At 32.1% G+C, this 26,027-nt stretch carries 25 protein-coding genes; 11 read left to right on the top strand and 14 right to left on the bottom strand.

Annotation, left to right across the window (positions count from 1 at the left end):
* Window positions 1-1,194 carry a pyridoxal phosphate-dependent aminotransferase gene (locus ACKTTV_RS13455; RefSeq protein WP_408031364.1) on the bottom strand — a complete coding sequence of 398 codons (1,194 nt, stop codon included), beginning with the start codon at window positions 1,192-1,194 and terminating at the stop codon, window positions 1-3.
* 155 nt (window positions 1,195-1,349) lie between these two features.
* On the opposite strand from ACKTTV_RS13455, the gene ACKTTV_RS13450 reads away from it, so the two are divergent.
* Complete coding sequence (locus ACKTTV_RS13450; protein WP_408031363.1) at window positions 1,350-2,672, top strand: retropepsin-like aspartic protease; 1,323 nt, start codon at window positions 1,350-1,352, stop codon at window positions 2,670-2,672.
* Window positions 2,673-2,688: 16 nt separating this feature from the next.
* Here ACKTTV_RS13450 and ACKTTV_RS13445 read toward each other — a convergent pair whose 3' ends face one another.
* The 6 genes from ACKTTV_RS13445 to ACKTTV_RS13420 are packed head-to-tail and all read right to left on the bottom strand — an operon-like array spanning window position 2,689 to window position 5,943.
* On the bottom strand, window positions 2,689-3,375 hold the full coding sequence (locus ACKTTV_RS13445; RefSeq protein WP_408031362.1) for a hypothetical protein: 687 nt from the start codon (window positions 3,373-3,375) through the stop codon (window positions 2,689-2,691).
* Window positions 3,376-3,412: 37 nt separating this feature from the next.
* Window positions 3,413-4,072 (bottom strand): pyridoxamine 5'-phosphate oxidase family protein, encoded by a 660-nt coding sequence (locus tag ACKTTV_RS13440; protein WP_408031361.1) that lies wholly within the window; start codon window positions 4,070-4,072, stop codon window positions 3,413-3,415.
* 12 nt (window positions 4,073-4,084) lie between these two features.
* Window positions 4,085-4,600 (bottom strand): GNAT family N-acetyltransferase, encoded by a 516-nt coding sequence (locus ACKTTV_RS13435; protein ID WP_408031360.1) that lies wholly within the window; start codon window positions 4,598-4,600, stop codon window positions 4,085-4,087.
* A 20-nt stretch (window positions 4,601-4,620) separates the two neighbouring features.
* Window positions 4,621-4,911, bottom strand: coding sequence for a DUF1272 domain-containing protein (locus tag ACKTTV_RS13430; RefSeq protein WP_408031359.1), 291 nt, complete (start codon window positions 4,909-4,911; stop codon window positions 4,621-4,623).
* A 10-nt stretch (window positions 4,912-4,921) separates the two neighbouring features.
* The gene (locus ACKTTV_RS13425) at window positions 4,922-5,431 is read right to left on the bottom strand and encodes a GNAT family N-acetyltransferase (protein ID WP_408031358.1); all 510 of its coding nucleotides are present in this window, start codon (window positions 5,429-5,431) and stop codon (window positions 4,922-4,924) included.
* 38 nt (window positions 5,432-5,469) lie between these two features.
* Entirely contained in the window at window positions 5,470-5,943 is a 474-nt protein-coding gene (locus ACKTTV_RS13420; protein ID WP_408031357.1) for an OsmC family protein, read from the bottom strand.
* 101 nt (window positions 5,944-6,044) lie between these two features.
* On the opposite strand from ACKTTV_RS13420, the gene ACKTTV_RS13415 reads away from it, so the two are divergent.
* Window positions 6,045-7,538, top strand: coding sequence for an aminotransferase-like domain-containing protein (locus tag ACKTTV_RS13415; protein ID WP_408031356.1), 1,494 nt, complete (start codon window positions 6,045-6,047; stop codon window positions 7,536-7,538).
* Window positions 7,539-7,708: 170 nt separating this feature from the next.
* On the opposite strand, the gene ACKTTV_RS13410 is transcribed toward ACKTTV_RS13415, so the two are convergent.
* The 7 genes from ACKTTV_RS13410 to ACKTTV_RS13380 form a co-directional block, all read right to left on the bottom strand.
* Window positions 7,709-8,083 carry a hypothetical protein gene (locus ACKTTV_RS13410; RefSeq protein WP_408031355.1) on the bottom strand — a complete coding sequence of 125 codons (375 nt, stop codon included), beginning with the start codon at window positions 8,081-8,083 and terminating at the stop codon, window positions 7,709-7,711.
* Window positions 8,084-8,123: 40 nt separating this feature from the next.
* Window positions 8,124-8,666: a PAS domain-containing protein gene (locus tag ACKTTV_RS13405; RefSeq protein ID WP_408031354.1), complete on the bottom strand. Its 543-nt coding sequence runs from the start codon at window positions 8,664-8,666 to the stop codon at window positions 8,124-8,126.
* 173 nt (window positions 8,667-8,839) lie between these two features.
* Window positions 8,840-9,031 (bottom strand): hypothetical protein, encoded by a 192-nt coding sequence (locus tag ACKTTV_RS13400; RefSeq protein WP_408031353.1) that lies wholly within the window; start codon window positions 9,029-9,031, stop codon window positions 8,840-8,842.
* 10 nt (window positions 9,032-9,041) lie between these two features.
* Window positions 9,042-9,413 carry a hypothetical protein gene (locus tag ACKTTV_RS13395; RefSeq protein ID WP_408031352.1) on the bottom strand — a complete coding sequence of 124 codons (372 nt, stop codon included), beginning with the start codon at window positions 9,411-9,413 and terminating at the stop codon, window positions 9,042-9,044.
* Between the two features lie 36 nt (window positions 9,414-9,449).
* Window positions 9,450-9,779 (bottom strand): hypothetical protein, encoded by a 330-nt coding sequence (locus ACKTTV_RS13390; protein ID WP_408031351.1) that lies wholly within the window; start codon window positions 9,777-9,779, stop codon window positions 9,450-9,452.
* Between the two features lie 253 nt (window positions 9,780-10,032).
* Window positions 10,033-10,881, bottom strand: coding sequence for a peptide chain release factor N(5)-glutamine methyltransferase (prmC, locus tag ACKTTV_RS13385; RefSeq protein ID WP_408031350.1), 849 nt, complete (start codon window positions 10,879-10,881; stop codon window positions 10,033-10,035).
* Complete coding sequence (locus tag ACKTTV_RS13380; protein WP_408031349.1) at window positions 10,882-11,376, bottom strand: GNAT family N-acetyltransferase; 495 nt, start codon at window positions 11,374-11,376, stop codon at window positions 10,882-10,884.
* Window positions 11,377-11,472: 96 nt separating this feature from the next.
* Between ACKTTV_RS13380 and ribD the strand changes: the two genes are divergently transcribed.
* The 9 genes from ribD to rpsA all read left to right on the top strand — a co-directional run bounded on the left by ribD (window position 11,473) and on the right by rpsA (window position 25,916).
* The gene (gene ribD / locus ACKTTV_RS13375) at window positions 11,473-12,510 is read left to right on the top strand and encodes a bifunctional diaminohydroxyphosphoribosylaminopyrimidine deaminase/5-amino-6-(5-phosphoribosylamino)uracil reductase RibD (protein ID WP_408031348.1); all 1,038 of its coding nucleotides are present in this window, start codon (window positions 11,473-11,475) and stop codon (window positions 12,508-12,510) included.
* Window positions 12,503-13,111: an HAD-IA family hydrolase gene (locus ACKTTV_RS13370; RefSeq protein WP_408031347.1), complete on the top strand. Its 609-nt coding sequence runs from the start codon at window positions 12,503-12,505 to the stop codon at window positions 13,109-13,111. Before ribD ends, ACKTTV_RS13370 begins: the two co-directional genes overlap by 8 nt.
* Window position 13,112: 1 nt before the next feature.
* The gene (locus ACKTTV_RS13365; RefSeq protein ID WP_408031346.1) at window positions 13,113-13,973 is read left to right on the top strand and encodes an EamA family transporter; all 861 of its coding nucleotides are present in this window, start codon (window positions 13,113-13,115) and stop codon (window positions 13,971-13,973) included.
* Complete coding sequence (locus tag ACKTTV_RS13360; RefSeq protein ID WP_408031345.1) at window positions 13,973-14,587, top strand: IMPACT family protein; 615 nt, start codon at window positions 13,973-13,975, stop codon at window positions 14,585-14,587. The genes ACKTTV_RS13365 and ACKTTV_RS13360 overlap by 1 nt, the downstream gene beginning before the upstream one ends.
* A 626-nt stretch (window positions 14,588-15,213) precedes the next feature.
* Window positions 15,214-18,195: a SusC/RagA family TonB-linked outer membrane protein gene (locus ACKTTV_RS13355; protein ID WP_408031344.1), complete on the top strand. Its 2,982-nt coding sequence runs from the start codon at window positions 15,214-15,216 to the stop codon at window positions 18,193-18,195.
* A gap of 17 nt (window positions 18,196-18,212) precedes the next feature.
* A complete protein-coding gene (locus ACKTTV_RS13350) occupies window positions 18,213-19,565 on the top strand; it encodes a RagB/SusD family nutrient uptake outer membrane protein (protein WP_408031343.1) in 1,353 nt (450 codons plus the stop codon).
* Window positions 19,566-20,222: 657 nt separating this feature from the next.
* The gene (locus ACKTTV_RS13345; RefSeq protein WP_408031342.1) at window positions 20,223-22,640 is read left to right on the top strand and encodes an alpha/beta hydrolase family protein; all 2,418 of its coding nucleotides are present in this window, start codon (window positions 20,223-20,225) and stop codon (window positions 22,638-22,640) included.
* 218 nt (window positions 22,641-22,858) lie between these two features.
* Window positions 22,859-23,935 carry a hypothetical protein gene (locus tag ACKTTV_RS13340; RefSeq protein ID WP_408031341.1) on the top strand — a complete coding sequence of 359 codons (1,077 nt, stop codon included), beginning with the start codon at window positions 22,859-22,861 and terminating at the stop codon, window positions 23,933-23,935.
* 211 nt (window positions 23,936-24,146) lie between these two features.
* Complete coding sequence (rpsA, locus tag ACKTTV_RS13335) at window positions 24,147-25,916, top strand: 30S ribosomal protein S1 (RefSeq protein ID WP_408031340.1); 1,770 nt, start codon at window positions 24,147-24,149, stop codon at window positions 25,914-25,916.
* The last annotated feature ends 111 nt before the right edge of the window (window positions 25,917-26,027 follow it).

Here is a 26,027-nt window from a genome sequence, read left to right as displayed (position 1 = left end):
CTATTGATTATTGTATTGTTCTAATGCTACCTTAAGTATTTCTACACAACGAGTTAAATCTTCTTTATTTAATACGTAGGCAATACGTACCTGATTTAACCCTTCACCTTTTGTAGAATAGAAACCACCTGCTGGAGCAACCATTAGAGTTTCATTATTGTGATGGAACTTTTCTAAAATCCATTGAGCAAAGTCTTCAGAGTTTTCAACTGGTAATTCAGCGATACAATAGAATGCGCCCTTTGGATTCGCCACGCGAACTCCTTCGATTTTCTGTAACTCAGAAATTAAAATATTTCTTCTTTCTTGATATTCTTCAATTACTTCATCAAAATAACTTTGAGGAGTATCTAATGCCGCTTCACTAGCTAATAAAGCATAGGTAGGAGGACTTAAACGAGCTTGAGCAAATTTAAGTGCTGTATTGATAAATTCTTCGTTTCTAGAAACAATACAACCAATTCGAGCACCACACATGCTGTAACGTTTAGAAACAGAGTCAATCATAATAGTATGTTGATCTAATCCGTCTAAAGACATTACAGAGTTGTGCTTTTCACCATCATAAGTAAATTCACGATATACTTCATCAGCAATTAAGAACAAATCATGTTTTACAACTATTTGCTTTAATTTTTCCAATTCTTCTTTGCTATAAAGGTATCCGGTAGGATTTCCAGGGTTACAAATTAAAATAGCTTTTGTTTTTGAAGTAATTAATTTTTCAAAATCTTCAATTGCAGGCAATGCAAAATTGTTTTCAATTTTTGAAATTACAGGTACCACTTTAACTCCAGAAGCAGTAGAGAATCCATTGTAATTAGCATAGAAAGGCTCAGGGATAATAATTTCGTCTCCAGGGTCAGTAATACTACCAATTGTGAACAATAAAGCCTCAGAACCACCAGTAGTAGCAATAATATTATTAGCGGTAACGTTAATGTCGTTTTTTTCGTAGTAATTAGCTAATTTAGTTCTATATATTTCAGATCCCTCAGAACGAGCATAAGACAATACTTCGATTGAATTATTTTTTACAGCATCTAGGGCAACTTGAGGAGTTTTAATATCTGGTTGACCAATGTTTAAATGATAAACCTTTGTTCCATTTTTTTTTGCAGCCTCAGCATAAGGTACCAATTTTCTTATTGGCGATTGAGGCATAGAATTTCCTTTATTAGAAATAGATGGCATTTTTCAAAAAAATTAGTTGTTTATGCGGCAAATTTGCGAAAATATTTTGACAAAATAACAGCGTTTTAATTAAAAAAATTAGGTTAAAAATATCCTAAATTTTACATAAAATAAAAATATGATTGTATATTTATTAACACCCTAAACATTAGCCCTTGAAGAAAAAAATACTTTTACTGTTATTGCTCTCAATTTCAGCAATTAAAGCGCAGTCCAAATTTCAATTCATAAAAAAATCCGAAAAAGAAGTTGTAAAATTTCGCTTAATCAACAATTTAATTGTTTTCCCTCTAAGTATCAATGGAAAGGAACTTTCGTTTATATTGGATACTGGGGTAAGAAAGTCAATTCTTTTTAATTTAAATGAAAAAGATAGTTTAACGCTTAAAAACACTCAAAAGGTTTTTATTAGGGGACTTGGAGCTGGAAAACCGGTGGAAGCGATTCGCTCGAAAAGTAATGAAGTTCGTATTAAAAATGTTTTGGGATTCAGTCAGGAAATATTTGTGATTTTAGATGATACTTTTAAACTTTCTTCTAAAATGGGAACTACGATCCATGGAATTATTGGTCACGATTTATTGAAGGACGTAATTGTAAAGGTAAACTATAATAGTAAAACGCTTACTTTATATGAGCCTAAGGCTTACAAACAACCAAAATGTAGATCTTGTGAAGTATTAGATATTGATTTTTATAAGAATAAACCATTTGTTGATATTATTGTAAGCACTGATAATAAAGAGGATATCCCTGTCACCATGCTTATTGATTCAGGTGGAAGCGATGCCATTTGGATGTTTGAAGGAACCGAGAAAAATATTGTTACTCCAGAAAAATACTTTATCGATATTTTGGGAGAAGGGTTGAGTGGAACCATTTATGGTAAAAGAAGCAGAGTTAGCAAGGTGAAAATTGGAAAATATACTCTAGAAAACCCAACGGCTTCCTTTTTAGATTCGGTATCTACTATAAATGCTAGAAAATTTAAAAGAAGAAATGGAAGTATTGGTGGAGGAATTTTAAAGCGTTTTAAAGTGTGGATTGATTACCCCAACAAGAAATTTATTCTAAAGAAGTCAAGCTCATTAAAGAAGGGATTTCATTACAACATGAGTGGGTTACATGTAGTTTATAATGGATTGGAGTTGGTTAAAGAGAAAAGCGATATATCAAGTAGAACAACTTTTGCTACTGATGATACTGATGGAAATGTTATTTCTTTTGTTACCAGTTATGCTTATAAATTTAAGCCATCATTTAAAATTGAAAGTGTTGTTAAAGGGTCACCAGCTGATATTGCAGGTCTAGAGCCAGGCGATATTATAAAAAGAATTAACGGAAAGTTTGGCCATGAATACACACTTGAGTCCATTACAGCATTGTTTCAAGAAAGACCGAATAAGAAAATTAGTGTGATTGTTGAACGGGGCGTTGTTGAATTGAAATACAAGTTTTATTTAGAGCCTAGGATTTAAATCTCTGGTGAGTAATTTAATTATACCCCTTTACATTTCCCATATCAAGAGTAGCAATAGAAAGTTTATGTTTAGAAGGAAGGATGGCTCCTGATTCACAAGTAATCCAGTCGTTCCATGTAGCCTCTATACCACCAACTGGTATAATAGAAACCCACATTTTATAAGAAACTGGTTTTCCATTTTCATCTAAAATCCATAGATAGGAGTCTCCTGGTGTCGAACCTCCAGAAGTATAAGTTATTAATAAAGCGTCCTTATTGTTATGACTCACAAAGCTTCGTTTTATACCGTTTTCAAATACTTTATAAGGAGCAACTAACCAAAAGCTATCATTATTAAAATAATCGATAGCTTTTTGACGTATTTCCGGAGCATTTTCCTTTTTATTTTTTATATAAACAATGCTTTTTTCTGGTAGTTTAGTATTTAAAGAAACTCTATTATCGCCCCATTGAACAGAAACAGTATCCAATTCTTTATCCCATTTATAAAAATGTTTTCCTCTAAAACTCCATTCAATAAAACGCGTAGTTTTGTATGCCTCATAGTTTAAGGACCTTAACATTTTTAGCGCTAGTTCATCAGCTTTTTTTCCTTCTTTTCCCCTTGGAATAGACTCATTTTTACTGTAAATATATATTCCTATAACAACAGCTATAACTAATAGCAAAAAACCAGCTATTTTCAATAGTTTTTTCATCGTTAACTTTTGAGTGTTCTAAAGCTAAGTTACCAAATTATTTATGGTTTTCGTAATATTCGATTACATGAGGTGGAATTTCAACATCTGCGTTTAATTTTTCATCCGAGACAGGTTTTTCTACCTTTTGAACTATTGGTACAATTCCTGCCCAAATAGGTAAAACTTCATCCTCGGGTTCGTCAATAGCTCCTACATTTCTAATTTTTGCAGACGCAGTATCAATTGAAATTTCAATAACTAATGTTTGATCTAGCTCTTTTTGACTCATTTCTCTTAAACTATCCCATCTGTTTGGTATCATATAATCGAGAACACATTTTAATGCGACTTCTTTTTGTTCATCATCTTCTATTTTTTTAGGAGCCCCAAAAATAGTAGCAGAACGATAGTTTACCGAATGATGAAAACCAGAGCGAGCAAGGACTAACGCATCTAAATGAGTAATAGTGATGCTGACGGTTTCTAAGGAAAGCAACGATTTTAACATTCTATTGCCGTTTGAGCCATGCAAATAAATCTTATTACCAATTCTTCCATAGGCCATAGGAATGCTAATAGGTACACCATCGTAGGTATAACTCACATAGCCAAGAAATCCTGCATCTATAATTTTGTTGATTTCTTCTTGGTCGTATACAGCTCGGTTTGCACCTCTTTTTACTCTGTTTAATTTTGATTTAGTATACTCTTTCATTTCAGTTATAATTTATAAAGATTTTGAAAAAACGAAGTTGTCGTAGTCAGTCCCTCCAACTCGAAAAGAATAATTTCCAACATGTAAGAATTCATTTTTTTGATAAAATTTAATCGCTCTATAATTTTTAATATATGTTGTTAGCCAAATGGTGTCAAAATTCAATTCTTTAGCCTTCTTTAGCATTACATCTAAGGTCTTTTGACCAAGTTTTAAAGAAAGGAATTCATTCAATATATATATTCGTTCTAATCGACAGCAATTGTTTGAATCTACATTTTCATTTTTTGCATTCAATACAATTTTGGCATATCCAGCGGGGAAAGAGTTGTAATAAAGAATAAAGTAGAGGTTATTTGTATCTGCTAAATCTTTTGAAGTCCTTTCAATTGAAAACGCCATGCTATTATAATCAAATAGGTCTTGTTTGTTTTCAATAAAATGACCATGTGATTCAGAGTAAGTTATTCTACCTAGTAAAGCTACAACCTCGCTATCTGATACCTTTGCTCTTTTAATTTCTATCATGTGTAAATTATTTCAAGTTCTTATCTTTTATTAGGAGGAATATTTTTGAAAAACTCTATGGTTTCCATAAGTTTATTTATGTCCTTTGGAGCGTAAACTTTTACGGAAGATGCAGGGTTGCTTTTCAAATGTTTCTTAGGTCTGATAGGTCTTTCTACGAAATTTCCATTACAGGATGGACAAACATTGTTAAACACTTCTAAAGCACAAGTTTTGCAATAAGTGCATTCAAAAGAGCAGATCATGGCTTCCGTTGAATCATAGGGTAAATCTTGACCACAATGTTCGCAATTTGGTCTAATTTCCAGCATAACTATAGCTTTAAACGATTTTTAATTCAAAAAGACAAACTGTAGCATTCAAATAATGCTGTGGCAGCCCTTTTGCGTCTTGAATTTTTCGAAGGCCAATAAAGTCGAAACCACATTTTTGGTAATACGATATAAGACCTTGATTTTCACCAACGGTGTCCATACGAATAAATTCTTTTTTGTTTTCTTTTGCATACTTAATGGCCCAGTCAACAATTTTTTTTACCAAATTTCTCCCCTTAAATTCTACGTGGGTCGCAATTCTGTGAATATAAATAGAAGGATCAGAATTTCTTTCTCCCCAAATTTGAGGGTCGCTAAAAGCAGTAGCCCATATACATATAATTTGGTCGTTTTCTGAAATATTCCATTGCCTATTTTCAGCAATTTCTTCTTCTATTAATTCCAATTCAAATTGAGACCAATGAACGGCTAATTTCTGTTTTTGAAACTTAGTAGCCATTTCATATAAATTGAAAATTTCATCAATGTTATTTGGGGTACTGTTTTTTATTTTCATAGAATTAAGGTTTTATATATTCTATACTTATGTTTAAATTATTTTAAATACTCTGTTTTCGCGATATGATTAACAGGGAAATTAAGAGAGTTCGCAATATAACAGAGCTTATTTGCCATGTGGTGAAGTTCATTGGCTTTTTCAACCATAGAAGGCTCTTTAACAGTTACCATTGGTTGTAGTGTAATTTCAACAAATTTTCCTCCACCATTACTAGTTTCAACCATAGTACCTTTGACGTTATCAATGTATTCCATCACCACAACTCCAGCTTCTGAACATAAGTGTAGGTACCAGAGCATATGACAAGTAGATACAGATGAAACCAACAAATCTTCGGGGTTGTGCTTAGTTTTATCTCCCCTAAAACTTGGATCTGAAGATGCCATTATAGTCGTTTTATTTTCAATACTAATTTCATGGCTGCGTTCGTAATTCTTATATCCAGAAGTACCTGTACCGTTGTTTCCAGTCCATTTTATGGTTGCGTTGTAATTGTGTTGTCGAGACATAGTTTTGTAAAAAATGTAATATTTAATTTAGCTTCGTTAACAAAAATACTATATTTAAGGACTATTGTTTTAGTCCAGAATTAATAAATTAAGTAGTCCAGATGTTTCCGTATAAAACTAGTTTTGTTCTTAAAAAGAATACAAGTCAAGCTCTATATTTACAATTAGCAAATCAATTTATTTTGTATATAAGTGAGGGGAAATTACCTAACGGGACTAAACTTTTGGGAACTCGACCTTTATCTAATTTACTGGATGTGCATAGGAAGACTGTAGTGGCCTGTTACGAAGAATTGGAACAACAAGGATGGGTAAAAAGTGTGCCTAAAAAGGGAACTTTTGTAAAAGATGACCTTCCTATTTTGAATCAACAAGAACTATTAGGTGTAAAGCAAGAAGATGATGAAGAAGTTAGTTCTGATTTTGCTTTTTATAAAGAATCGTTGTTACCAGAAAAAGAACTAATTAAAGGGGAGGAATGGACCACTATAAATGATGGTATTTCTGACACCAGATTAGCTCCAACAGTTGAAATAGGAAGAATTTATAGACGTATATCGGCTAGAAAGAACATTTTTAAAGATATTTCATACGGATCTACTTTTGGAAATGAAAGGCTTAGAGAGGTGCTGGTTGAGTATTTGAATTCATCGAGAGGATTAAAAATAACAAAGAATAATCTTTTGATAACAAGAGGAAGTCAAATGGGAATTTGGCTAAGCGCACAACTACTCCTTAAGAAAAATGATGTAATCGTTGTAGGAATGACCAATTATTCGTCAGCAGATATAACCTTTATGCAAAGGGAAGCAACATTAAAAAGAGTAGAGGTTGATTCTGAAGGAATAGTAACTTCGCAAATTGAAAGCATATGTAAAACTTCTTCTATAAAGGCGGTTTATATTACATCACATCATCATCATCCAACTACAGTTACTTTATCCGCAGAGAGAAGACTGCATCTTTTGAATTTAGCAAGAAAATATCGTTTTGCCATTATTGAAGATGATTATGATTACGATTTTAATTATAATCATGCACCAATTTTACCTTTAGCCAGCCATGATGATCGGAAAAATGTGATTTACATAGGTTCTGTATGTAAAACGGTAGCTCCAGTATTTCGAATAGGTTATTTAATAGGCTCTGAATCATTTGTTAAAGAGGCGTCTAAATATAGAGGGTATGTAGATAGGCAAGGAGACGCAATACTAGAACTGACCTTCGCTGAATTCATAAAGTCTGGTGATTTGGACAGACATATTAGAAAGATTTTAAAAATTTATGAAGAGAGGAGAGATTTGTTTTGCAGTTTGTTGAATAGTGAGTTGTCTGACTATTTAGATTTTAGTATTCCTAAGGGAGGAATGGCAATTTGGGTTAAACTTTCTTCGGAATACACATGGGAAGAAGTGAAGAGAGAGGGGGTAAAGCATAAATTTTCTCTAGGAGATTGGAAACGTTATGATATGGCAGGTAAATCACACAATGCAATTCGAATGGGATTTGCGAGCTATACTAATGATGAAATTTACGATCTAATTAAAAAGTTAAAATTAATTTTTTCTGTACTAAAAGAAAATAAGAAGAAGTAGAAACAAAACCGTCTTTTGTTTGTTGGTTATGGAAAGGCGAAATAGTTAAGTTCGTGTTATTACGCAATAAATAAAATCTTAATAACTAGTAAAAAAGATAAAACCTCCTTAAAACTAAAAGGAGGTTTTATTATCATATATTCTTTACTTAGAAATAAACTTCGCTATGTTTAATCTAATAAGTGTTTATTCTTTCTGTGGAATAAATTAACCATTCCAACATTAGTTTCTTTGTTATCAGCGATAATATGAACAATTAGGTCTTTAGAATCAGATAGGAAAGCGAAATGTGTTTGTCCTTCTAAACTAACCATTAAGTTGTGTATTTCCTTATTTTCAAGATCATCAATGTAGTTTAACCCTCTGGTAATCTGTCTAAGTACTTCAACTTGGAATGAAGCCGCTAATTGGTTATCAATATCTTCATTACTACTATAGTAATCTACAACCATTCCGTCTTCCGCGGAAATGATGGTGATTGATATAAGCCCTCCAAGTTGGCCACTAATTGTTTGTGAGTATTTTTTTATGTCTTCTAGGTTCATAATATTTAAATATTTTTTATTTAACGAATTTTAATGCTTTCTACCAAGAGCTAGTATCTACTCCATTATCTGATATTATTTGTTTAATAAAGGAAACATAATCTCCTCCTTTGTCTGCAACAAATTCGTTTAAGTGTTTTTCACTAGCATCAATACCACCACTTGCTTCAAGTTCTAATAATTTTGCATAAAGAGGCGCAATAGTATTTATTACTGCATCTGGAACAAAACTTCTAGCTCCTAAAAAGGCTGTAGGTTTACCTGAAGGATCCTTGAAGATATCGAAGTTGGTAACAATCCAATAATACTTACCTGTTTTTGTCAGGTTTTTAACCACCGCATTGAAGTTATTTCCTGCCTTTAAATGATCCCATAAAGTTTTGAAAATAACCTTAGGCATATCTGGGTGTCTTAATATGTTATGTGGTTGACCTATAAGCTCATCTTTAGTATATTCGCTTACTTCTATGAAAATGTTATTAACATAAGTAATTGTACCTACTTCATCAGTTTTACTTTTAATAACTTTCGTTTTGTCCCAAGCAATTTCTTCATTGACTGGGGTTGGTCTGTTGTTACTCATAATTTTTTATTGATTAAAGGGGTATAAACATTGTTATATGTCATGTAATAAGGGGAAAACCTTTTATTATGAAGGTATCTTCACCATATAATCTTAAGCAATATTCGTTACCCAAGTTGTATAATTGAAAGAGTTAAGCTTTTCTTTTCTCTACTTTTGTATTTTGTTCTTTTTTAGAACAAAGCTTTCATCATATCACCTAAACTATCATGTTCGTCAAATAATATATCAAGAAAAGCTTTCTTTTTCTTTGCAGTTGATGCTACAACTCCTTCTGAAAATCTATATTTCCTAAAGGTTTTCAGTTGATTGTTCAAATGTTTTTTTAACGATTTGTCAATAGGTAAGTGATTGGTGTCTTTCATGTGTTATATTTTATAGTGCTTCGTTTAATTTAGCTTTGTGTTTATTCAGCATAGCTTTGGTAATACCCATATTTGCCTTTTTAGAATCAACTGCTAAATAGATGAAATAGTTTCCACTAGGAGCAATGTTTATAATATGTATTTGAGAAGATAAAGTAATTGTAATATCTTGAATTTCTTCTTTTAAACCTAAAGCTTCAATTGCTTTTAATTTTGCTTTTACAACTTCTAAATTATAAGCAGAGGCTAAATTCGGATCGAATTTCTTATCTGCTGTAAATGAATCATAGGCTTCTCCAGAGGCTACGTCTGTAATTGATACGGCAACAAAACCGTCAATTGCTTTTAAGTTCGTAATTAGGTCGTTTAATATTTCTTTCATAATAAAAAGGATTAAGTTAATAAAAATGTTTTGCTATTATTTTGAAACTATTTTACGAAGGGTAAGCTTCATAAAATTTGCCTTTGAAAGATCTTTTGTCATTAAACAAATTGATTGATCTTTATTTATTTTATTGATAATAATGAACCCACTTTCTGATGCCAAAGAGATAAGTTTTGAAGCTTTAGCCCCCATGGTGTCCTGAAGAAGTTCATCAGACATGGTTGCCATTACACTGATCATAGCAGAGACATTATTTTCATTGGATACATTGTGTGAGTCAAGTACATGGCCTTCTGAGTCAAAAACCAGTCCAGATTCTGCTTGTGACTTTTCGATAAGCATAGTAAGATCTACTTTTTCCATTTTAATATTATTATAGGGTATTAATTGTTAAAAAATTTATGATTAGCTACTTAATTATAGAAACGCTATCATGAAATGGTTAGTAGTAGTAGGAGTTGATTTGTTTCTACGATTTAAAAGTAGTATATCTTTTCTCTTTTGAGTTGGAAAGTAGGTGTATATGCCGTTAATCGAAGGTGAAATACACTTTTTTATAGTTGAATGAATTTTTGTAAAGTAAAATGGGAGAAGTGGATACCTAATTTGCCCTTTATTATAAGGTTGCCTTAATCATTCGGTCATTACCAAATAAGTCTTTTCTTAGGTGAATGGTATTAAAACCATTATTTTTTACAAGTTGAGAAGTTTCTTTTCCTAAATATTGATTAATTTCAAAAAACAATATGCCTCCTTTATTTAAATGTTTTGAAGCGAGAATTGAAATTTTATCATAAAAAATAAGAGGATTATCATTTTCAACGAATAGCGCTAAATGAGGTTCATTAAGTAGAACATTGTTTTTTATTTCTTCTTTTTCAAGTTCTCGCACATATGGAGGGTTTGAAACGATAATGTCGTAATTGTCAGGTAGTGATTTATTTTGGAGTATGTCACTATTTATAAACTCAATTTCCACATTATTAATAAGAGCGTTTTGTTTAGCAATTTGAATAGCCTCTGAAGATATATCAATAGTAGAGACTTTTGCACTAGGGAGATTAACTTTTAAACTTATAGGAATACATCCAGATCCAGTGCCGATATCCAGGATTTTTATTTCCTTGCCAAAGGAAGAAGATTCTTCAATAATCCATTGAACTAGCTCTTCTGTTTCTGGTCGAGGAATTAAGGTGTTGCTGTTTACGTTAAAAGGGAGTCCATAAAACTCAGTTTTACCTATAATATATTGAATAGGTTCTTCCTTTTTTAGTCGATCTAATAAGGATAAGATAATTTGTTCTGTTTCTTTTTCAATTTCTTCACCAGCTTTTAGTACCGTATCAATCCTTTTGAAATTCAAATATTCTTCAACAGTAATATAGAAGAAAGTGTCAATTTCTGTTTTAGGGTAAATGGAAGAAAGCTCTTCTGAAAATACGGACTTTAGCTGTTTTATTGTCATTTATAGTAAATCTTTAATCATCCAAACATTACACGAATAGTGTCCTGTGCTTCCTAGAGGCTTATCTATATTTATAAAACCATTTTTTTTGTACAAGGCTCTGGCGGCCTCCATATAGGGCATGGTTTCTAAATAACATTGTTCAAAACCTTCTCTTTTAGCATTATCCAAACAATGATTAATCAATTTACTACCTAAACCTTTACCTCTTGTAATTGGTAAGAAATACATTTTTTGTAATTCACAAATATTTTTATCTGTTCCTTCCAGCTTAGAATAACCTGCACCGCCAACTATTTTATTATTATGTTCAATAACATAATAGTTGCCAACTAAATTTTGGTAGGTTTCATACATTTCATCTGTTGCTTTATCTTCATAAGCAGTGCCTATTTTTGGAACCCCAAATTCTATTAATACATTTCTGATTAACTTAGCAACTTCAAGATTGTCATCTGGTTTTATTTCTCTTATAATAAAATCTGACGGAGTCATATGAATATAGTATTTTTGCTTTGGCAAGGTACTGCAAAAAATTCGATGAGAATAGTTATTTGCTCAACTTGTAAAAAATAGAATAGATAAATAAGATTGTTAACTCACGAAAAATATATCAGGCGTTGCATTCAGCTTGGAAAAAATGGTTTAGGTACGTGTAGACCCAATCCTTCAGTAGGAGCGGTGGTAGTTTATGATAATAAAATAATAGGAGAGGGCTTTACTTCTCCATATGGAGGACCTCATGCTGAGGTAAATGCAATTAACTCAGTTAAAAATCAGGAATTACTTCAAAAGGCTACAATTTATGTTACGTTAGAGCCTTGTTCTCATCATGGAAAAACACCTCCTTGTGCGGATTTAATTGTTGCTAAGAAAATACCAAACGTAGTTGTTGGCTGTATTGATACAAATTCGCTAGTATCAGGAAAAGGTATTAAAAGATTAGAAAAAGCCGGTTGTAATGTTACTGTGGGTGTTCTTGAAGAAGAGTGTTTTGAGCATCACAAACGTTTTTTTACTGTACAAAACAAGCAAAGACCATATATCATTTTAAAATGGGCTGAAACTAAAAATGGATTTATTGCGCCATTAGTTAAAAAAGAGCTAAAACCTGTTTGGATTTCTAATCAATATTCTCAGCAACTCGTGCATAAATGGCGTAGTCAGGAACACGCTATTTTAGTAGGTACAAATACGGTTCGATTAGATAATCCATCTTTAAATGTAAGAAAATGGAAAGGGAATAACCCCATAAGAGTTGTTATTGATAGATACTTAAAGTTGCCTTTAAACAGTAATGTGTTTTCGAAAGATCAACAGACCATTGTTATTTGTGAAAAAAACAAAAGTAGCTCTTCGAATATTATTTATGAATATGTAGATTTTTCTCAGAACCTAGTATATGAAGTTGTTGAGGTACTTAATAAGCATAAAATTCAATCAATTATAATTGAAGGAGGTACAAAAACCTTACAGCAATTCATAGATAATAATCTATGGGATGAAGCGAGAGTGTTTGTCGGAGAAGGTGAATTTAATGAAGGAACGAAAGGACCTGAGTTTAAGAGGTCAGTGGCAAAAGAAAAAAGAAATATTAACGATATAATAAGGATATATAAGAATGATTAAAAATATCATTTTTGATTTTGGAGATGTTTTCATCAATTTGGATAAGCAAGCAACTTACAAGGAATTGGCTCAGCTAGGGGTTACTGAAATAACTCAAGAAATGATGGAGACGTATTATAAATATGAAATGGGACTGATAACTACTGACGAGTTTGTCGGTTTTTTTCATGATAAATTCAATCTTAAAAAAGAAAGCTTGATAGATGCTTGGAATGCAATTTTATTAGACTTCCCTCTTCATAGATTAGACTTTCTTAAAGAATTAGCCAAAAAAGGTAATTACAGATTGTTTTTATTGAGCAACACTAACGATTTACATATTTCTTGGATACAAAGAGATTGGGGAGATAAATTATACAATGAGTTTAAAGTTTGTTTTGAAAAGTTTTATTTGTCTCATGAAATAAACTTAAGAAAACCGAATACCGATATTTATGAATTTGTTTTAAATGAAAATGACTTAGTAGCTGAAGAAACAATTTTTATAGATGATACAGAAGAAAATATAATTGCTGCTGAGAAATTAGGTATAAAAGTATGGAATATAAATCCTGAAAAAGAAGATGTAGTTAATTTGTTAGATAGGAGCATTTTTAAATAGTATGTTACACCTTATATTAAGTATAGTGTTTTCCACATCGTTGTTCGCAATTTTTAAATACTTTGGTATTTATAAAGTAAATACGCTACAAGCGATTGTAGTTAATTATATAGTGGCATTTTTATTAGGAATGCTATCAGCGAATACTATCGGTAGTATAGGAACAATTGGAGACCAACCATGGTTCTTAGGGGCTGTTGCTCTGGGCTTACTTTTTGTAACCATTTTTTTTGTAATGGCAAAAACTGCACAATATAATGGAGTTTCAGTGGCATCCATAGCAGGAAAAATGTCGGTAGTAGTGCCTATTGTCTTCGGAATTATACTTTATAAGGAAAGTACTTCGTTTTTTAAATTAATAGGAATTGTAATCGCATTGGCGGCGGTATACCTATCTTCTGTAAAAGATAACGAATCAAATAATAAAGGTAGACTGCTGTTTCCTGTTTTACTCTTTTTAGGGTCAGGTGTTATAGATACTACCTTAAAATTTATTGAAACCAACTACGTTTCTGAAAAAGAGGTAGATTTCTTTTCTGGAAGCCTATTCGGTTTTGCTGCATTCTTTGGTTTAATTATTTTGATCATTAAATATTTTGTTTTAAAGGAAAAATTTGAGTTAAAGAGTATTATCGCAGGAGTGGTGTTAGGTATACCTAATTATTATTCTATTGTTTTTTTGGTTAAAGCTCTTCAAAATAAGAATTTTGAGAGTTCTCAGTTGTTTACTATTAATAATGTTGGAATTGTTGTTGTATCAACTTTACTTGGGCTTTTATTATTTAAAGAAACCTTCAGTTTAAAGAATAAAATAGGAGTAGCACTTGCAATTATTGGAATTATTTTAGTGACAGTAGCCTAATGAGTGAAGAAATAAAAGACACATATAAAACGCTAACTAAACCTTCAGAAGAAACACTGTTTAAAGATAGAAATAGTAAGTTTTTCGGTTATGCCTTCCCAGTTTCAACAGAAGAAGATATTAAGGAGAGATTAGAAGAATTAAGGAAGCTACATCATACTGCTAGACACCATTGTTATGCATGGCAACTGGGTACAGAAAAGATTCGATTTAGAGCAAATGATGATGGGGAGCCGAGTAATTCTGCAGGACAGCCGATTTATGGTCAAATTCAGGCGTTTGATGTTACAAATGTATTAATTGTTTCGGTGAGATATTTTGGTGGAACAAAACTTGGAGTAGGAGGATTGATAAACGCATATAGAACTTCTGCTCAATTAGCCTTGGAAGCCTCTGAAATTGTTGAAAGAACTATTGATGTTCTTTATAAATTGAAGTTTGGCTACGATATGATGAATAAAGTTCAAAGAATAATTAAAGAGCGCAATCTAAAAATTGTGAGTCAAAAGCTGGAAATGGACTGCGAATATGTTATTTCTGTTAGAAAAAAAGATGCACATCAAATATTTGATATTTTTGAGGCTTTGTTTAAAGTAGAAGTTAAGCAATTGTAAATAGCACTGGATAACACCTAGGTCTATATAGTAGTTGAAACACTTCTTAGCTACTGTTATTTTATTATACTTTTATAACTGATTAGGTTAAACTCTATTGTGTGAGTGATATTTAAGCTTTATTTCTATGGGATTAACAAATACTGGAAACCAGAATTAATGTTTTTTGTGTTAATTCAATAGAACTTTTTCGGAAGCAAAATTAATTGCAGCTGATAAAATAGTATTGAAATGTCTTTTTTCAACTGTCTTTTACTGTCAAAAAGGCAATAATTAATTTTATGATATTGTTAGTAATTCTGTTTTTTTATTGAAAATTCAATAATTAAAAAATGATCGATTCTTGAAATGGAAAAAGTTTGTTTTTATTTTGCTGCTTGTTAATTTTTTGTTAATTTTAATAGTAGTTTTTACCATAGCTTCATTTTAAAAGCTGTCTTTCTTTCTTCTTTTTTTACTAAGATATTGAATTATTGAATCTTAAATAATTCATTAGAATTAAACGAAAAAAATGTAATTGTAAAATTTAACACATAACTACTTTTTTTGTTAAAATTTAACATTTAGTTGGAAATAGCTATAAATTTCTTTTCTTTTGATTTCAGATAACTATAAATCAATCAATTATGAAAACAAAATTAAAATGGGGAATTACTCTTCTCTTTTTATTTAACGTTTTATGGTCATTTTCTCAGACCAAAGAGGTTACTGGGGTCGTATCTGATGATACAGGTCCATTACCTGGGGTTACCGTAATAATAAAGGGAACCACTCTAGGTACAGAAACAGATTTTGATGGTAGATACCGTATTAAGACTAAAGTAGGTGATGTTTTAGTTTTTAGTTTTGTAGGTCTGAAAACGTCAGAGCAAACTGTTGGTGTACAAAATACCATTAATGTAAAATTAGAAAGTGATAATCTCTTAACTGAGGTTGTTGTCATCGGTTTCGGTACACAAACTAAAAGAAAATTGACAGATAATGTTGCTAAAATTAATTCTGGCGATATTGCAAATGTTCCTAATCCAAGTGTTATTAATAATATTGCTGGTAAGGCTGCTGGAGTTCAAGTGAGCCAAAGTAATGGTAAGGTTGAGGCAGGATTAAACGTAAGGGTAAGAGGTCAGGCCAGTATTAGTGCAGGTACACAGCCTTTATACGTATTAGATGGTATTCCATTAATCAACGCTGACGAGTCTAATAATGGTTCTCCGACAAACCCATTATTGACATTAAGTCCAAATGAAATTGAATCTATCGATATCTTAAAGGATGCATCCTCTGCGGCAATCTATGGATCGAGAGGTGCAAATGGAGTTGTAATCATTACAACAAAGAAAGGTAAAGAAGGTAAAGCAAAATTTAGTCTAAACATTTCAAATGGTATAAGTTCGGCAGCTAATAAAAGAGATTGGCTAAATGCGGAAGAGTATGTAGAACTTTTCTTAGAAGCAGGAGAAAATGGTTTAAACTTTGGAGGTTGGCCTGCTGCAGGCTTTGTTGAAGCTCGATTAGATAGATACTCAGATGGAACATGGCGAGATGGAACTTATGATACTGATTGGCAAGATATAGCACTGAGAGATGGTTATACAAGAGATGTAGATTTCTCTGTTTCTGGTGGAAATGCAAAAACTACATATTTTTTCTCAGGAGCTTATAATGATACTAAAGGTATTGTTCGAGGGAATAATTTAGAAAGAATTTCATCGAGATTGAATATTCAGCACAAACTTACGGATAAGTTTACTGCAGGAATGAATATGAATTTTTCAAGAGTTGACATTGACAGAATAGCAAATGATAATGCCTTTGTAACTCCTTTACAAGCAATTGCTCAAGCACCGATTTCTCCAGCATATGATGCTAATGGAGATCCCTTCACAAATACGGTGTATGCTAACTTCTTATTACAAGACAAGCACGCATTCTATAACACTATTATTCGAAGAGTAACGGGTCGTGCATTTGCAAACTATGAATTAATTCATGGTTTAACATTTAATACTGATTTTGGGTATGACTTATATACTCAGACAGAAGATTCATTTACAGGTAGACTAGCACCATTTCAATCAACAAATGGAGAAGCTTTTGCTTCAAACGTAAACACTGAAAGCTATAACTTTAGTAATTATTTAAGTTATGATGTAGGTTTACACGAAGATCATGACTTGAATATTGTTGTTGGTACTGAATTTAACAAGTCTAAAAGAAGGTTTACAAGTGTTACTGGAACTCAATTCCCTACGGATGACTTCCAAACGATAAATAGTGCGGCAGAAATTACTGCAGGACAAGGGAGTTTTACTGAATTTTCATTTTTATCGTACTTCGCAAGAGCAACGTATTCATATAAGAATAAGTATCTTTTTAAAGCGAGTGTAAGACGTGATGGTTCTTCTCGTTTTGGAAGAAACAATCAGTTTGGTACTTTTTCAGCTTTCTCTGGAGGATGGATTGTGTCTGAAGAAGATTTCTTAAGAGATAGTGATGTTATTAGCTTCTTAAAATTAAGAGCTAGTTATGGTGAAGTAGGAAATGCAGAAATAGGAAACTTTGCTGCATTAGGATTATTCCAAGGAGTTTCGTACAACCAAAGACCAGGTATTGCACCAACACAACCAGGAAATAGCCAGTTATCTTGGGAGTCTTCAAGTCAAACAGATTTTGGGCTTGAGTTTGGAGTGTTGAATGGTAGAATCTCAGGAGAGTTTGCTTATTATAACAAAGATACTGATGGATTACTTTTTGCTTCTCCATTACCAGGGAGTTCTGGAGCTACAAGTATTAATAGAAATATTGGTAGGCTAAGAAGTAAGGGTATAGAATTTTCTTTGCAAACTGAGAATATTACGAATGAAAATTTCAAATGGACCACAAACTTCAATATAGGTCAAAATGATAACGAAGTTGTATCGTTACCAGGTGGAAATGACGTAATTAATGGAAGAAATATCTTAAGAGAAGGAGAAGTGGCAAATGCATTTTACTTAATTGAGTATGCAGGTGTAGACCCAGCAAATGGAGATGCATTATATAATTTAAATGATGGTTCAGGAGGTACAACAAACGATCCGAATTCTGCAGAGAGAGTAGTTGTAGGTAATCCATTTCCAGAGTGGATAGCAGGTTTAACAAATACAATAAAATATAAGGGCTTTGATTTCAACTTTACTTTACAAGGAGAATTTGGCGCAAGTATTTATAATGGTGGAGGACGTTTCCAGTCAGCTAATGCGGATTGGTTTGATAACCAAACAAAAGATCAGTTAAGAAGATGGCAAAAACCTGGAGATATTACAGATGTACCTCAAGCGAGATTAGGATGGGGTAATGGTACAGCACACTCTACAAGGTATCTTCAAGAAGGTGATTTTATAAGATTAAGAAATATTACGTTGGGATATACATTACCAAAAGAAATTTTGGATAAAGTAAAATTCGGGAATGTTAGAGTATATATCAGTGGGTTTAATTTGTTAACTTTTACTGATTATGATGGTTATGATCCAGAATCTAGAAGTGACGCAGGTGGAATCGGACAAGTTTTCTATTCAGCACCAGCTGCTAAGACAGTATCTATAGGATTAAACTTAACATTCTAATTTAAAAAGATAATAAGATGAAAAAAGCATATTTACTTATAATAGCAATATCGATTGTCTTTGTTAGTTGCGAGGATAAATTGAACTTAGAGCCTGCACAAAGTATCTCAGTAGAAACTGCTATTTCTACTGAAGAGAATATTGCAAATATTTTGATTGGAGCATATGATGAAGCTGGACAGGCTGCGACATTTGGTGGAAGAACACATATCATTGCTGATTTATTAGGAGTTAATAACCAAGTGTCTTGGAATGGTACATTTTTAGACCCAAGACAGTTTTTTACTAAAAGTATTTTAGTGGATAACGGATTTGTATCAGGTCATTGGAATAACTCTTATGAGGTAATTAATCAGGTTAATTTAGTAATTGATAACATAGATAAAGTTACTAGTAGTACTGAAGAGAGAGATAGAATTGAAGGAGAGGCTAAGTTTTTAAGAGCCTTGACCTACTTTGATTTAGTAAGGTTATTTGGACCGAATTATCAAGCAGGTGGTGGAAATACTCAAGACGGAGTACCTTTACATTTGAATGGTATTATTGACTATAGTGGAAACTTAGATATTGCGCGTAGTTCTGTGGAAGAAGTGTATACCCAAATTTTAAGTGACCTTTCTGATGCGGCTACAAAATTACCAGCTTCAAATGGATTTTTTGCAGACCAATATGCGGCAAAAGCTTTACAAGCTAGGGTATATTTCCAACAAGGAAATTATACTGGAGCCAGAGATGCAGCCAATGATGTCTTAATGAATAGTGGTCATAGTTTAGCACCTACTTATGCTGGTGCTTTCAATAACGACTCTGATGGTGTTGAAGATATTTTTGCTTTTCAGGTAACATCTCAAACAGGAACAAACCAAATGATTACTTTTTATGCATCTCAGGCAAATGGAGGTAGACAAGGAGATATTGCTATTGAAGGACCTTATACAGCTTTGTTTGATGATCCTGCTAATGATGTAAGATCTTCTTTTCATTATGTAAGTCCTGATAATGGGTTAAACTTAACCTCTAAGTATACCAATCAATTTGGAAACGTTCCGGTATTACGAATTGCAGAAATGCATTTAATTAGAGCTGAGGCTAATTTCAGAGAAGGAACTTCTATAGGCTTAGCGCCGCTAGCAGAAATTAATGCTTTAAGAGGAAGATCTGGGGCAGCTGCATTAGGGGCTTTAACTTTAGATTTATTATTTAATGAAAGACAATTGGAATTAGGGTTCGAAGGTCATTTAGTTCATGATCATAAAAGAACAGGTAGAGCAATTGGAACTTTGGCAGCTAATGATAACTCTTTAGTACTACCAATTCCTCAATCAGAACTGGATACGAATTCATTAATAACGCAAAATGATGGGTATTAATATTACTTAAGAATAAATATCACAATTAGGTTATAACTAAAATCTTGAAGATGATTTTGATATAAAAACTTTTGTGATAAACAACTGGACCGATTTAGAGTACCAATATAATAGAGAAACATAACATTTAACTGGGATCATTGCGTTAACAACAAATCTCAAATTATTTGAAGTTTGAATTGATTTATATTATTGTTCTTTGTTATCTAAATCGGTCTTTTTAATATCTATTTGTTAAAAAAAGCTATAAAATCAGACTGGTTCTTTTTAAAATATAACAACACCAGTCAATTAATAGAAAACACTTCATCGTCTTTTTTAAAGAAATATTCTTTTCTAGAATTAGACAAAACTTTAGTTGGTAAATTTATTGATCAAACTTCTGCATATCTTGCTTTTTAAGCATCTGAAATTGTTATAATGGCTTAGAGTTTTATTAAAATTGAAATTTGGCTAGGTTGAAAATCCAAAGAATGGTTAAAGAAGGTAATTATCAAATTGTACTCATCAATTTTTCATATTTCAGTTAAATACAAACAGATAATGGCTTTTCGTTGTTATCGCAACTTAGTTGTTAAAGACGTGTTAAATGCGTTTTTTCATAAAACCATTTTAATGATTTGCCCTAAATTGTCTTTTAAATAAACTATAAACCACATGAAAAAACTAATTATGAGTCTATCTTTTGCAGTTCTTGTCTGTAGTGGATATGCTCAGGAAAATTTAACTTATCAAAAACCTTCGAAAGAGATATTGGAATTGGTTGATGTACCAAGAAGACCAGGAATTCGAATTGACGGGAAAAAGGAAAACTTTCTTTTATTGGGAAGAGATGGTTATAAATCTATTGAAGAACTATCTAAAAAAGAACTTCGTTTAGGAGGATTAAGGATTGATCCAAAAACGAATATTTCAAGCAGGGTAAGTTATTATACGGATATAACTATTAAAAGGATAAAGGAAAATAGAGAAATTAAGGTAACAGGACTGCCTAAAAATCCAAGAATAGCAAATTTACAATGGTCTCCTGATTATAGTAAATTCGCTTTTACTAATACTACAGAAGCAGGAGTTGAGCTTTGGATAGGAGAAGTTGCAAATGCAAAAGCTCGTAAACTTACAGAAGCAGTTTTGAATGCAAATATTCGTGGAGCGTTTACATGGTTTAAAGATGGAAATTCTCTATTGGTTCGTTTTTTAGCTGCAAATAGAAAATCATTAATCGATACGCAAACTGCTGTGCCTACCGGTCCAATTGTATCGGTCAGTGATGGGGTAAAAGCTCAAAATAGAACTTACCAAGATTTGTTAAAAACACCAAATGATGAATTCAACTTTGAGCTCTTAGCCACTTCTGAGTTAAAAAAAGTTTCCTTAAATGGTACTATTAAATCTTGGGCAAAGGCAGATATGTACACAAGAATGAGTTTGTCACCAGATGGAGAGTACATTTTATTAAGTAAAATAAAGAAGCCATTTTCTTACTTAGTTACTTATGGGCGTTTTCCTCAGGAAACTTCAATTTACACAAAGGATGGAAGTTTAATTAAGGTGATCAATGATGTTCCTCTAGATGAAGTTCGTCCAAAAGGATTTATGGCAACTAGAGAAGGAAAAAGAAGTATTCAATGGCGTGGTGATCAAATGGCTACCTTATATTGGGCAGAGGCTTTAGATAAAGGGGATCCTGCTGTTAAAGTTCCTTTTAGAGATGAAGTGTTTGAGTTAAAAGCACCTTTTACAGGAACTCCAAAGTCAATATTAAAAACCATTAATCGTTTTTCATATATCCGATGGACAAATGAAAAAGATGTTGCATTTGCTTATGATTACTGGTGGAATACAAGAAACATAAAAACATATCAATTTAATCCAGAAAATGTTAACCAGAAACCAATTATTTTTTCTGATCGAAATTACCAAGATAGATATAGTGATCCAGGGAATTTTGTAACAAGTAAAAATGAGCTGGGTAATGAGGTGGTTACAATAGAGAAAGGAAAGGCATATTTAATCGGTAATGGATATACGAAAAAAGGAAAGTTTCCTTTTGTAGATACTTATTCTTTAAAATCAAAAAAAACGAAGAGAATTTATCAATCTGCTTATACTGATAAAGTAGAAGATATTTATTTTGCTGTTGATTTAAAGAAGAAAGTATTTTTAACAAGTTTAGAGTCCAAATCTGAGATTCCAAATTATTATTTTAAAAATCTTAAAACAAAAAAGGCAACTGCTATTACAAATTTTGAAAACCCATTTAAGAGTATTCAAAATGTCCATAAAGAGGTTATCAAGTATAAGAGAGAAGATGGTTTGGAGTTGACAGGAACATTATACTTACCAGTGGGGTATGACAAAGCTAAAAAAGAAAAAATGCCAATGATTTTATGGGCATATCCGCAAGAGTTCAAAGATAAAAAAAGCGCTTCGCAAACTACAAATAACTCGAATAGTTTTACTTATCCGTATTATGGATCAATGATTTATTGGGTAACAAAAGGTTATGTTGTATTAGATGATGCCGCGTTTCCAATTATTGGAGAGGGAGACAAAGAACCAAATGATTCTTTTAGAAAGCAGTTGGTTGCAAATGCAAAAGCAGCTATTGATGCAGTTGACAAATTAGGTTATATTGATAGAGAAAGAGTGGCAGTAGGAGGGCATTCATATGGAGCTTTCATGACGGCAAACTTATTATCACATTCTAATTTATTTGCAGCGGGAATCGCAAGAAGTGGGGCTTATAATAGAACTTTAACTCCATTTGGATTCCAGAGTGAAGAAAGAAACTATTGGGAGGCACCACAGGTATATTACAATATGTCTCCGTTTATGCATGCAGATAAGATGAAAACACCTTTGCTATTAATTCATGGAAAAGCTGATAATAATTCAGGGACTTACCCTTTACAGAGTGAACGTTATTTTAATGCATTAAAGGGACTTGGGGCTACAACTCGATTAGTAATGTTGCCAAAAGAAAGTCATGGTTATAGTGCAAAAGAGTCCATTTTGCATATGCTTTGGGAGCAAGAGCAGTGGCTAGATACTTATGTAAAGAATAAAAAGTAAACAAAACAAATCGAATTAAAATTTTAAAGGGGTGTTCTGAGAAACAGTACACCCTTTTTTTGTTTCTTAATGTAACACTCGATGTTCTATTGTTAGAATGTATAGACTGTTGAAGTAAATAAAGTTGTTTAAAGTATTGATTTGTAGTTTTTTAAAGCTAATTTAGCTCGGGAGTATTCATTTTGTAAATGAAGCACTATTGAAAAAGTCAAAGGGGAATGGTAAACAAACTAACGAAGTATTTAAGTGCTTTTATTATTGCATCCGTAATAATAATTGTTTTTATTCTAGGGGTATATAAATATGAAATATCCAATTATATAGAACTTAGCGAATTGTATGGTATTAATCCAATGTATCTTTATTTTAGATACAAAACAATCAATACAATTTTTAGCGTTGTATTTACTTTTTTAGCGTTAATTGTTTTATCTATTCTAATTATTCAATATTTAAAAGTACGGTTCAAAGAATCAAAGCTTTTAAAGTTTACATTAATTATTTCGATGTTATTAGTCTCTTCATCTATAATTGGAGCATTTCACTGTTTTAATTATTATGGATTCAATTCAAAATATACGATTTCAGAAGATATTTTGAAATACCAGCAGGATTTAGATAATAAAAAGTTCAATCAAGCTCAGACAACCATAATTAAAAAGAAAGCACTAGTAAGTGTTATAAAAAATAAGATTAAAGAGCTTAAAAAGGATTCTTTAAAAGTTAAATTTAAAAGTGGTAGTAGACTTTTAAGTAGAACAAAATACGTTTATAGATATGATGTTGTTTGCCCCGATAGATCATTGGCTATTTTTTTTCAAAAATTTCCTGCTAATAGAAGTATTAGGTTTAATATTAACAATGAAGAGGAAGAAACTGAATTCGTATGCACGCTTCCAGATTTAAAAAATATCGACTTGCAAAAACTTGATTCAATAGGAGGGAATGCAAAGAAGATGATTGAAGTAAGTCAATTTTATGATATGATTCAACATTTCACTCCTTTCAGTTTTAGGAATAAGGTATCAAAAAATGAGTTGTTAAAGACTCTAGATTTAATTAATCTTGATTTTGATATTGTAGAAAATGAGTTATTAGCTAGAAAAGAAGAATTGAAGAATGTAGGTATTTCTTGGGACTTGTTTATATCTGATACCTTATTAAAGTCGGTAGGTAGCGGTCAGAATTATTTTAAAGGCTTCTCATTTACAAGTAGATCGCTAATTTTTATACATGGACTCTTGATACTTTTCTTTATTCGATTAATTTTGCCCATAGGACTGAAAAAGGAGTAATAATATCCTTTTTTATTTAAAAATAGAAGTCTTCTAAAAAATTGATCTAGTGCGTTCTAGGCTTTTCAAATAAAAATCCGTACATTTGCACGCCTTTTCACGAGAACGGATTTAAAAAGGATGTATTTTATATATTAATAAGTTTAATTTCTCTTGGCGTTAGTATCGTTAAAAATCTGACTAACAAAAAGATACAAAATTTTATTCAGACATGTCTGAAGAAACAAAAAATACAGCGGAAGCTGTAAATCCAGCAGAATTTTTAGCAAACTTTGATTGGCACAAATACGAAGAAGGTATTGAAGCAGTTGATGAGGCTAAATTAAAAGAATTTGAAACAGCTTTAGAAGGAACTGTAGGTTTCGTAAATGAGCGTGATGTAATCGAAGGAGTTGTAGTACGTGTTACTGATCGTGATGCTATTATCGATATCAATTCTAAATCTGAGGGTGTAATTTCATTAAATGAATTCCGTTACAACCCTAACTTAGCTGTTGGAGACAAAGTAGAAGTATTAGTTGATAAAAGAGAAGATTCTTCAGGTCAATTAGTATTATCTCACAAAAAAGCACGTGTAATTAAAGCATGGGATCGTGTTAACAACGCTCACGAAACTGGAGAAATCGTTAACGGTTTTGTTAAGTGTAGAACTCGTGGAGGTATGATCGTTGATGTATTTGGTATTGAAGCTTTCTTACCAGGTTCTCAAATTGATGTGAAGCCTATCCGTGATTACGATCAGTATGTTGAAAAAACTATGGAATTCAAAGTTGTTAAAATCAACCATGAATTTAAAAACGTAGTTGTATCTCATAAAGCATTAATCGAAGCTGATTTAGAAGATCAAAAACGTGAAATCATTGGTCAATTAGAAAAAGGACAAGTATTAGAAGGGGTTGTGAAGAATGTAACTTCTTACGGTGTATTTGTTGACTTAGGAGGTGTTGACGGATTAATTCACATTACTGATTTATCTTGGTCTCGTATCAACCACCCGAACGAAGTTGTTGAGTTAGATCAAAAATTAAACGTTGTAATCTTAGACTTTGATGATAACAAGTCAAGAATTCAGTTAGGATTAAAGCAATTATCTGCTCATCCATGGGAAGCATTAAATCCAGAATTAAAAGTTGGTGATAATGTAAAAGGTAAAGTAGTTGTTTTAGCTGACTATGGTGCTTTTGTTGAGGTAGAAGATGGAGTTGAAGGATTAATTCACGTATCTGAAATGTCTTGGTCAACTCATTTACGTTCAGCTCAAGATTTCGTACAAGTTGGTGACGAAGTTGAGGCTCAAATCTTAACATTAGATCGTGAGGAGCGTAAAATGTCTTTAGGTATTAAGCAATTACACCCAGATCCTTGGACTGATATTACTACAAAATACCCTGTAGGTTCTAAGCATTCAGGAACTGTACGTAACTACACTAACTTCGGTGTGTTCGTTGAGTTAGAAGAAGGAATCGACGGATTAGTTTATATCTCTGACTTATCTTGGACTAAGAAAATTAAGCACCCATCTGATTTCGTAACAGTTGGTGATAAATTAGAAGTTCAAGTATTAGAGTTAGACGTTGAAAACCGTAAGTTAAACTTAGGTCACAAGCAAACTTTAGAGAATCCTTGGGATGCTCATGAATCTAAGTATACTATCGGATCTATCCACGATGGAACTATCAAAGAAAAGAATGATAAAGGTGCTACTGTAGCTTTCGCTGATGGTGTTGAAGCATTTGCTCCAACTCGTTTCTTAGAAAAAGAAGAAGGTGGTAAGTTAGCTAAAGGTGACGCTGTTAAGTTCCAAGTAACTGAGTTTAGCAAAGAATACCGTAGAATTGTTGTTTCTCACACATCTATCTTTAGAGAGGAAGAGCAAAAGAATGTAAAAGCTGCTGCTAAGAAAGCTCAGGAAGTAGAAAAAACTACTTTAGGAGATATCGGTGGATTAGCTGAATTAAAGAAGAAAATGGAAGGGAAATAATATATTTTCTAACTATGTAATATAAAACCGTTTAAAAGTAATTTTAAACGGTTTTTTTGTTGTTTTAATGTCGACAATTTTATTGTATATAACAGCTGTGCAGTTTAACTA

The organism is Tenacibaculum xiamenense, assembly GCF_964513065.1.
In the GTDB taxonomy this organism is placed as follows: domain Bacteria; phylum Bacteroidota; class Bacteroidia; order Flavobacteriales; family Flavobacteriaceae; genus Polaribacter; species Polaribacter xiamenense.
Note: the sequence above shows the minus strand (reverse complement) of the source record. Positions and strands in the feature narration are given on the sequence as shown.

What these genes read in the sequence shown, in the direction of transcription:
- ACKTTV_RS13455 (WP_408031364.1), bottom strand. Translation starts at nt 1,194, where the DNA reads ATGCCATCTATTTCTAATAAAGGAAATTCTATGCCTCAATCGCCAATA.
- ACKTTV_RS13445 (WP_408031362.1), bottom strand. Translation starts at nt 3,375, where the DNA reads ATGAAAAAACTATTGAAAATAGCTGGTTTTTTGCTATTAGTTATAGCT.
- ACKTTV_RS13440 (WP_408031361.1), bottom strand. Translation starts at nt 4,072, where the DNA reads ATGAAAGAGTATACTAAATCAAAATTAAACAGAGTAAAAAGAGGTGCA.
- ACKTTV_RS13435 (WP_408031360.1), bottom strand. Translation starts at nt 4,600, where the DNA reads ATGATAGAAATTAAAAGAGCAAAGGTATCAGATAGCGAGGTTGTAGCT.
- ACKTTV_RS13430 (WP_408031359.1), bottom strand. Translation starts at nt 4,911, where the DNA reads ATGCTGGAAATTAGACCAAATTGCGAACATTGTGGTCAAGATTTACCC.
- ACKTTV_RS13425 (WP_408031358.1), bottom strand. Translation starts at nt 5,431, where the DNA reads ATGAAAATAAAAAACAGTACCCCAAATAACATTGATGAAATTTTCAAT.
- ACKTTV_RS13420 (WP_408031357.1), bottom strand. Translation starts at nt 5,943, where the DNA reads ATGTCTCGACAACACAATTACAACGCAACCATAAAATGGACTGGAAAC.
- ACKTTV_RS13415 (WP_408031356.1), top strand. Translation starts at nt 6,045, where the DNA reads ATGTTTCCGTATAAAACTAGTTTTGTTCTTAAAAAGAATACAAGTCAA.
- ACKTTV_RS13410 (WP_408031355.1), bottom strand. Translation starts at nt 8,083, where the DNA reads ATGAACCTAGAAGACATAAAAAAATACTCACAAACAATTAGTGGCCAA.
- ACKTTV_RS13405 (WP_408031354.1), bottom strand. Translation starts at nt 8,666, where the DNA reads ATGAGTAACAACAGACCAACCCCAGTCAATGAAGAAATTGCTTGGGAC.
- ACKTTV_RS13400 (WP_408031353.1), bottom strand. Translation starts at nt 9,031, where the DNA reads ATGAAAGACACCAATCACTTACCTATTGACAAATCGTTAAAAAAACAT.
- ACKTTV_RS13395 (WP_408031352.1), bottom strand. Translation starts at nt 9,413, where the DNA reads ATGAAAGAAATATTAAACGACCTAATTACGAACTTAAAAGCAATTGAC.
- ACKTTV_RS13390 (WP_408031351.1), bottom strand. Translation starts at nt 9,779, where the DNA reads ATGGAAAAAGTAGATCTTACTATGCTTATCGAAAAGTCACAAGCAGAA.
- prmC (WP_408031350.1), bottom strand. Translation starts at nt 10,881, where the DNA reads ATGACAATAAAACAGCTAAAGTCCGTATTTTCAGAAGAGCTTTCTTCC.
- ACKTTV_RS13380 (WP_408031349.1), bottom strand. Translation starts at nt 11,376, where the DNA reads ATGACTCCGTCAGATTTTATTATAAGAGAAATAAAACCAGATGACAAT.
- ACKTTV_RS13370 (WP_408031347.1), top strand. Translation starts at nt 12,503, where the DNA reads ATGATTAAAAATATCATTTTTGATTTTGGAGATGTTTTCATCAATTTG.
- ACKTTV_RS13365 (WP_408031346.1), top strand. Translation starts at nt 13,113, where the DNA reads ATGTTACACCTTATATTAAGTATAGTGTTTTCCACATCGTTGTTCGCA.
- ACKTTV_RS13360 (WP_408031345.1), top strand. Translation starts at nt 13,973, where the DNA reads ATGAGTGAAGAAATAAAAGACACATATAAAACGCTAACTAAACCTTCA.
- ACKTTV_RS13355 (WP_408031344.1), top strand. Translation starts at nt 15,214, where the DNA reads ATGAAAACAAAATTAAAATGGGGAATTACTCTTCTCTTTTTATTTAAC.
- ACKTTV_RS13350 (WP_408031343.1), top strand. Translation starts at nt 18,213, where the DNA reads ATGAAAAAAGCATATTTACTTATAATAGCAATATCGATTGTCTTTGTT.
- ACKTTV_RS13345 (WP_408031342.1), top strand. Translation starts at nt 20,223, where the DNA reads ATGAAAAAACTAATTATGAGTCTATCTTTTGCAGTTCTTGTCTGTAGT.
- ACKTTV_RS13340 (WP_408031341.1), top strand. Translation starts at nt 22,859, where the DNA reads ATGGTAAACAAACTAACGAAGTATTTAAGTGCTTTTATTATTGCATCC.
- rpsA (WP_408031340.1), top strand. Translation starts at nt 24,147, where the DNA reads ATGTCTGAAGAAACAAAAAATACAGCGGAAGCTGTAAATCCAGCAGAA.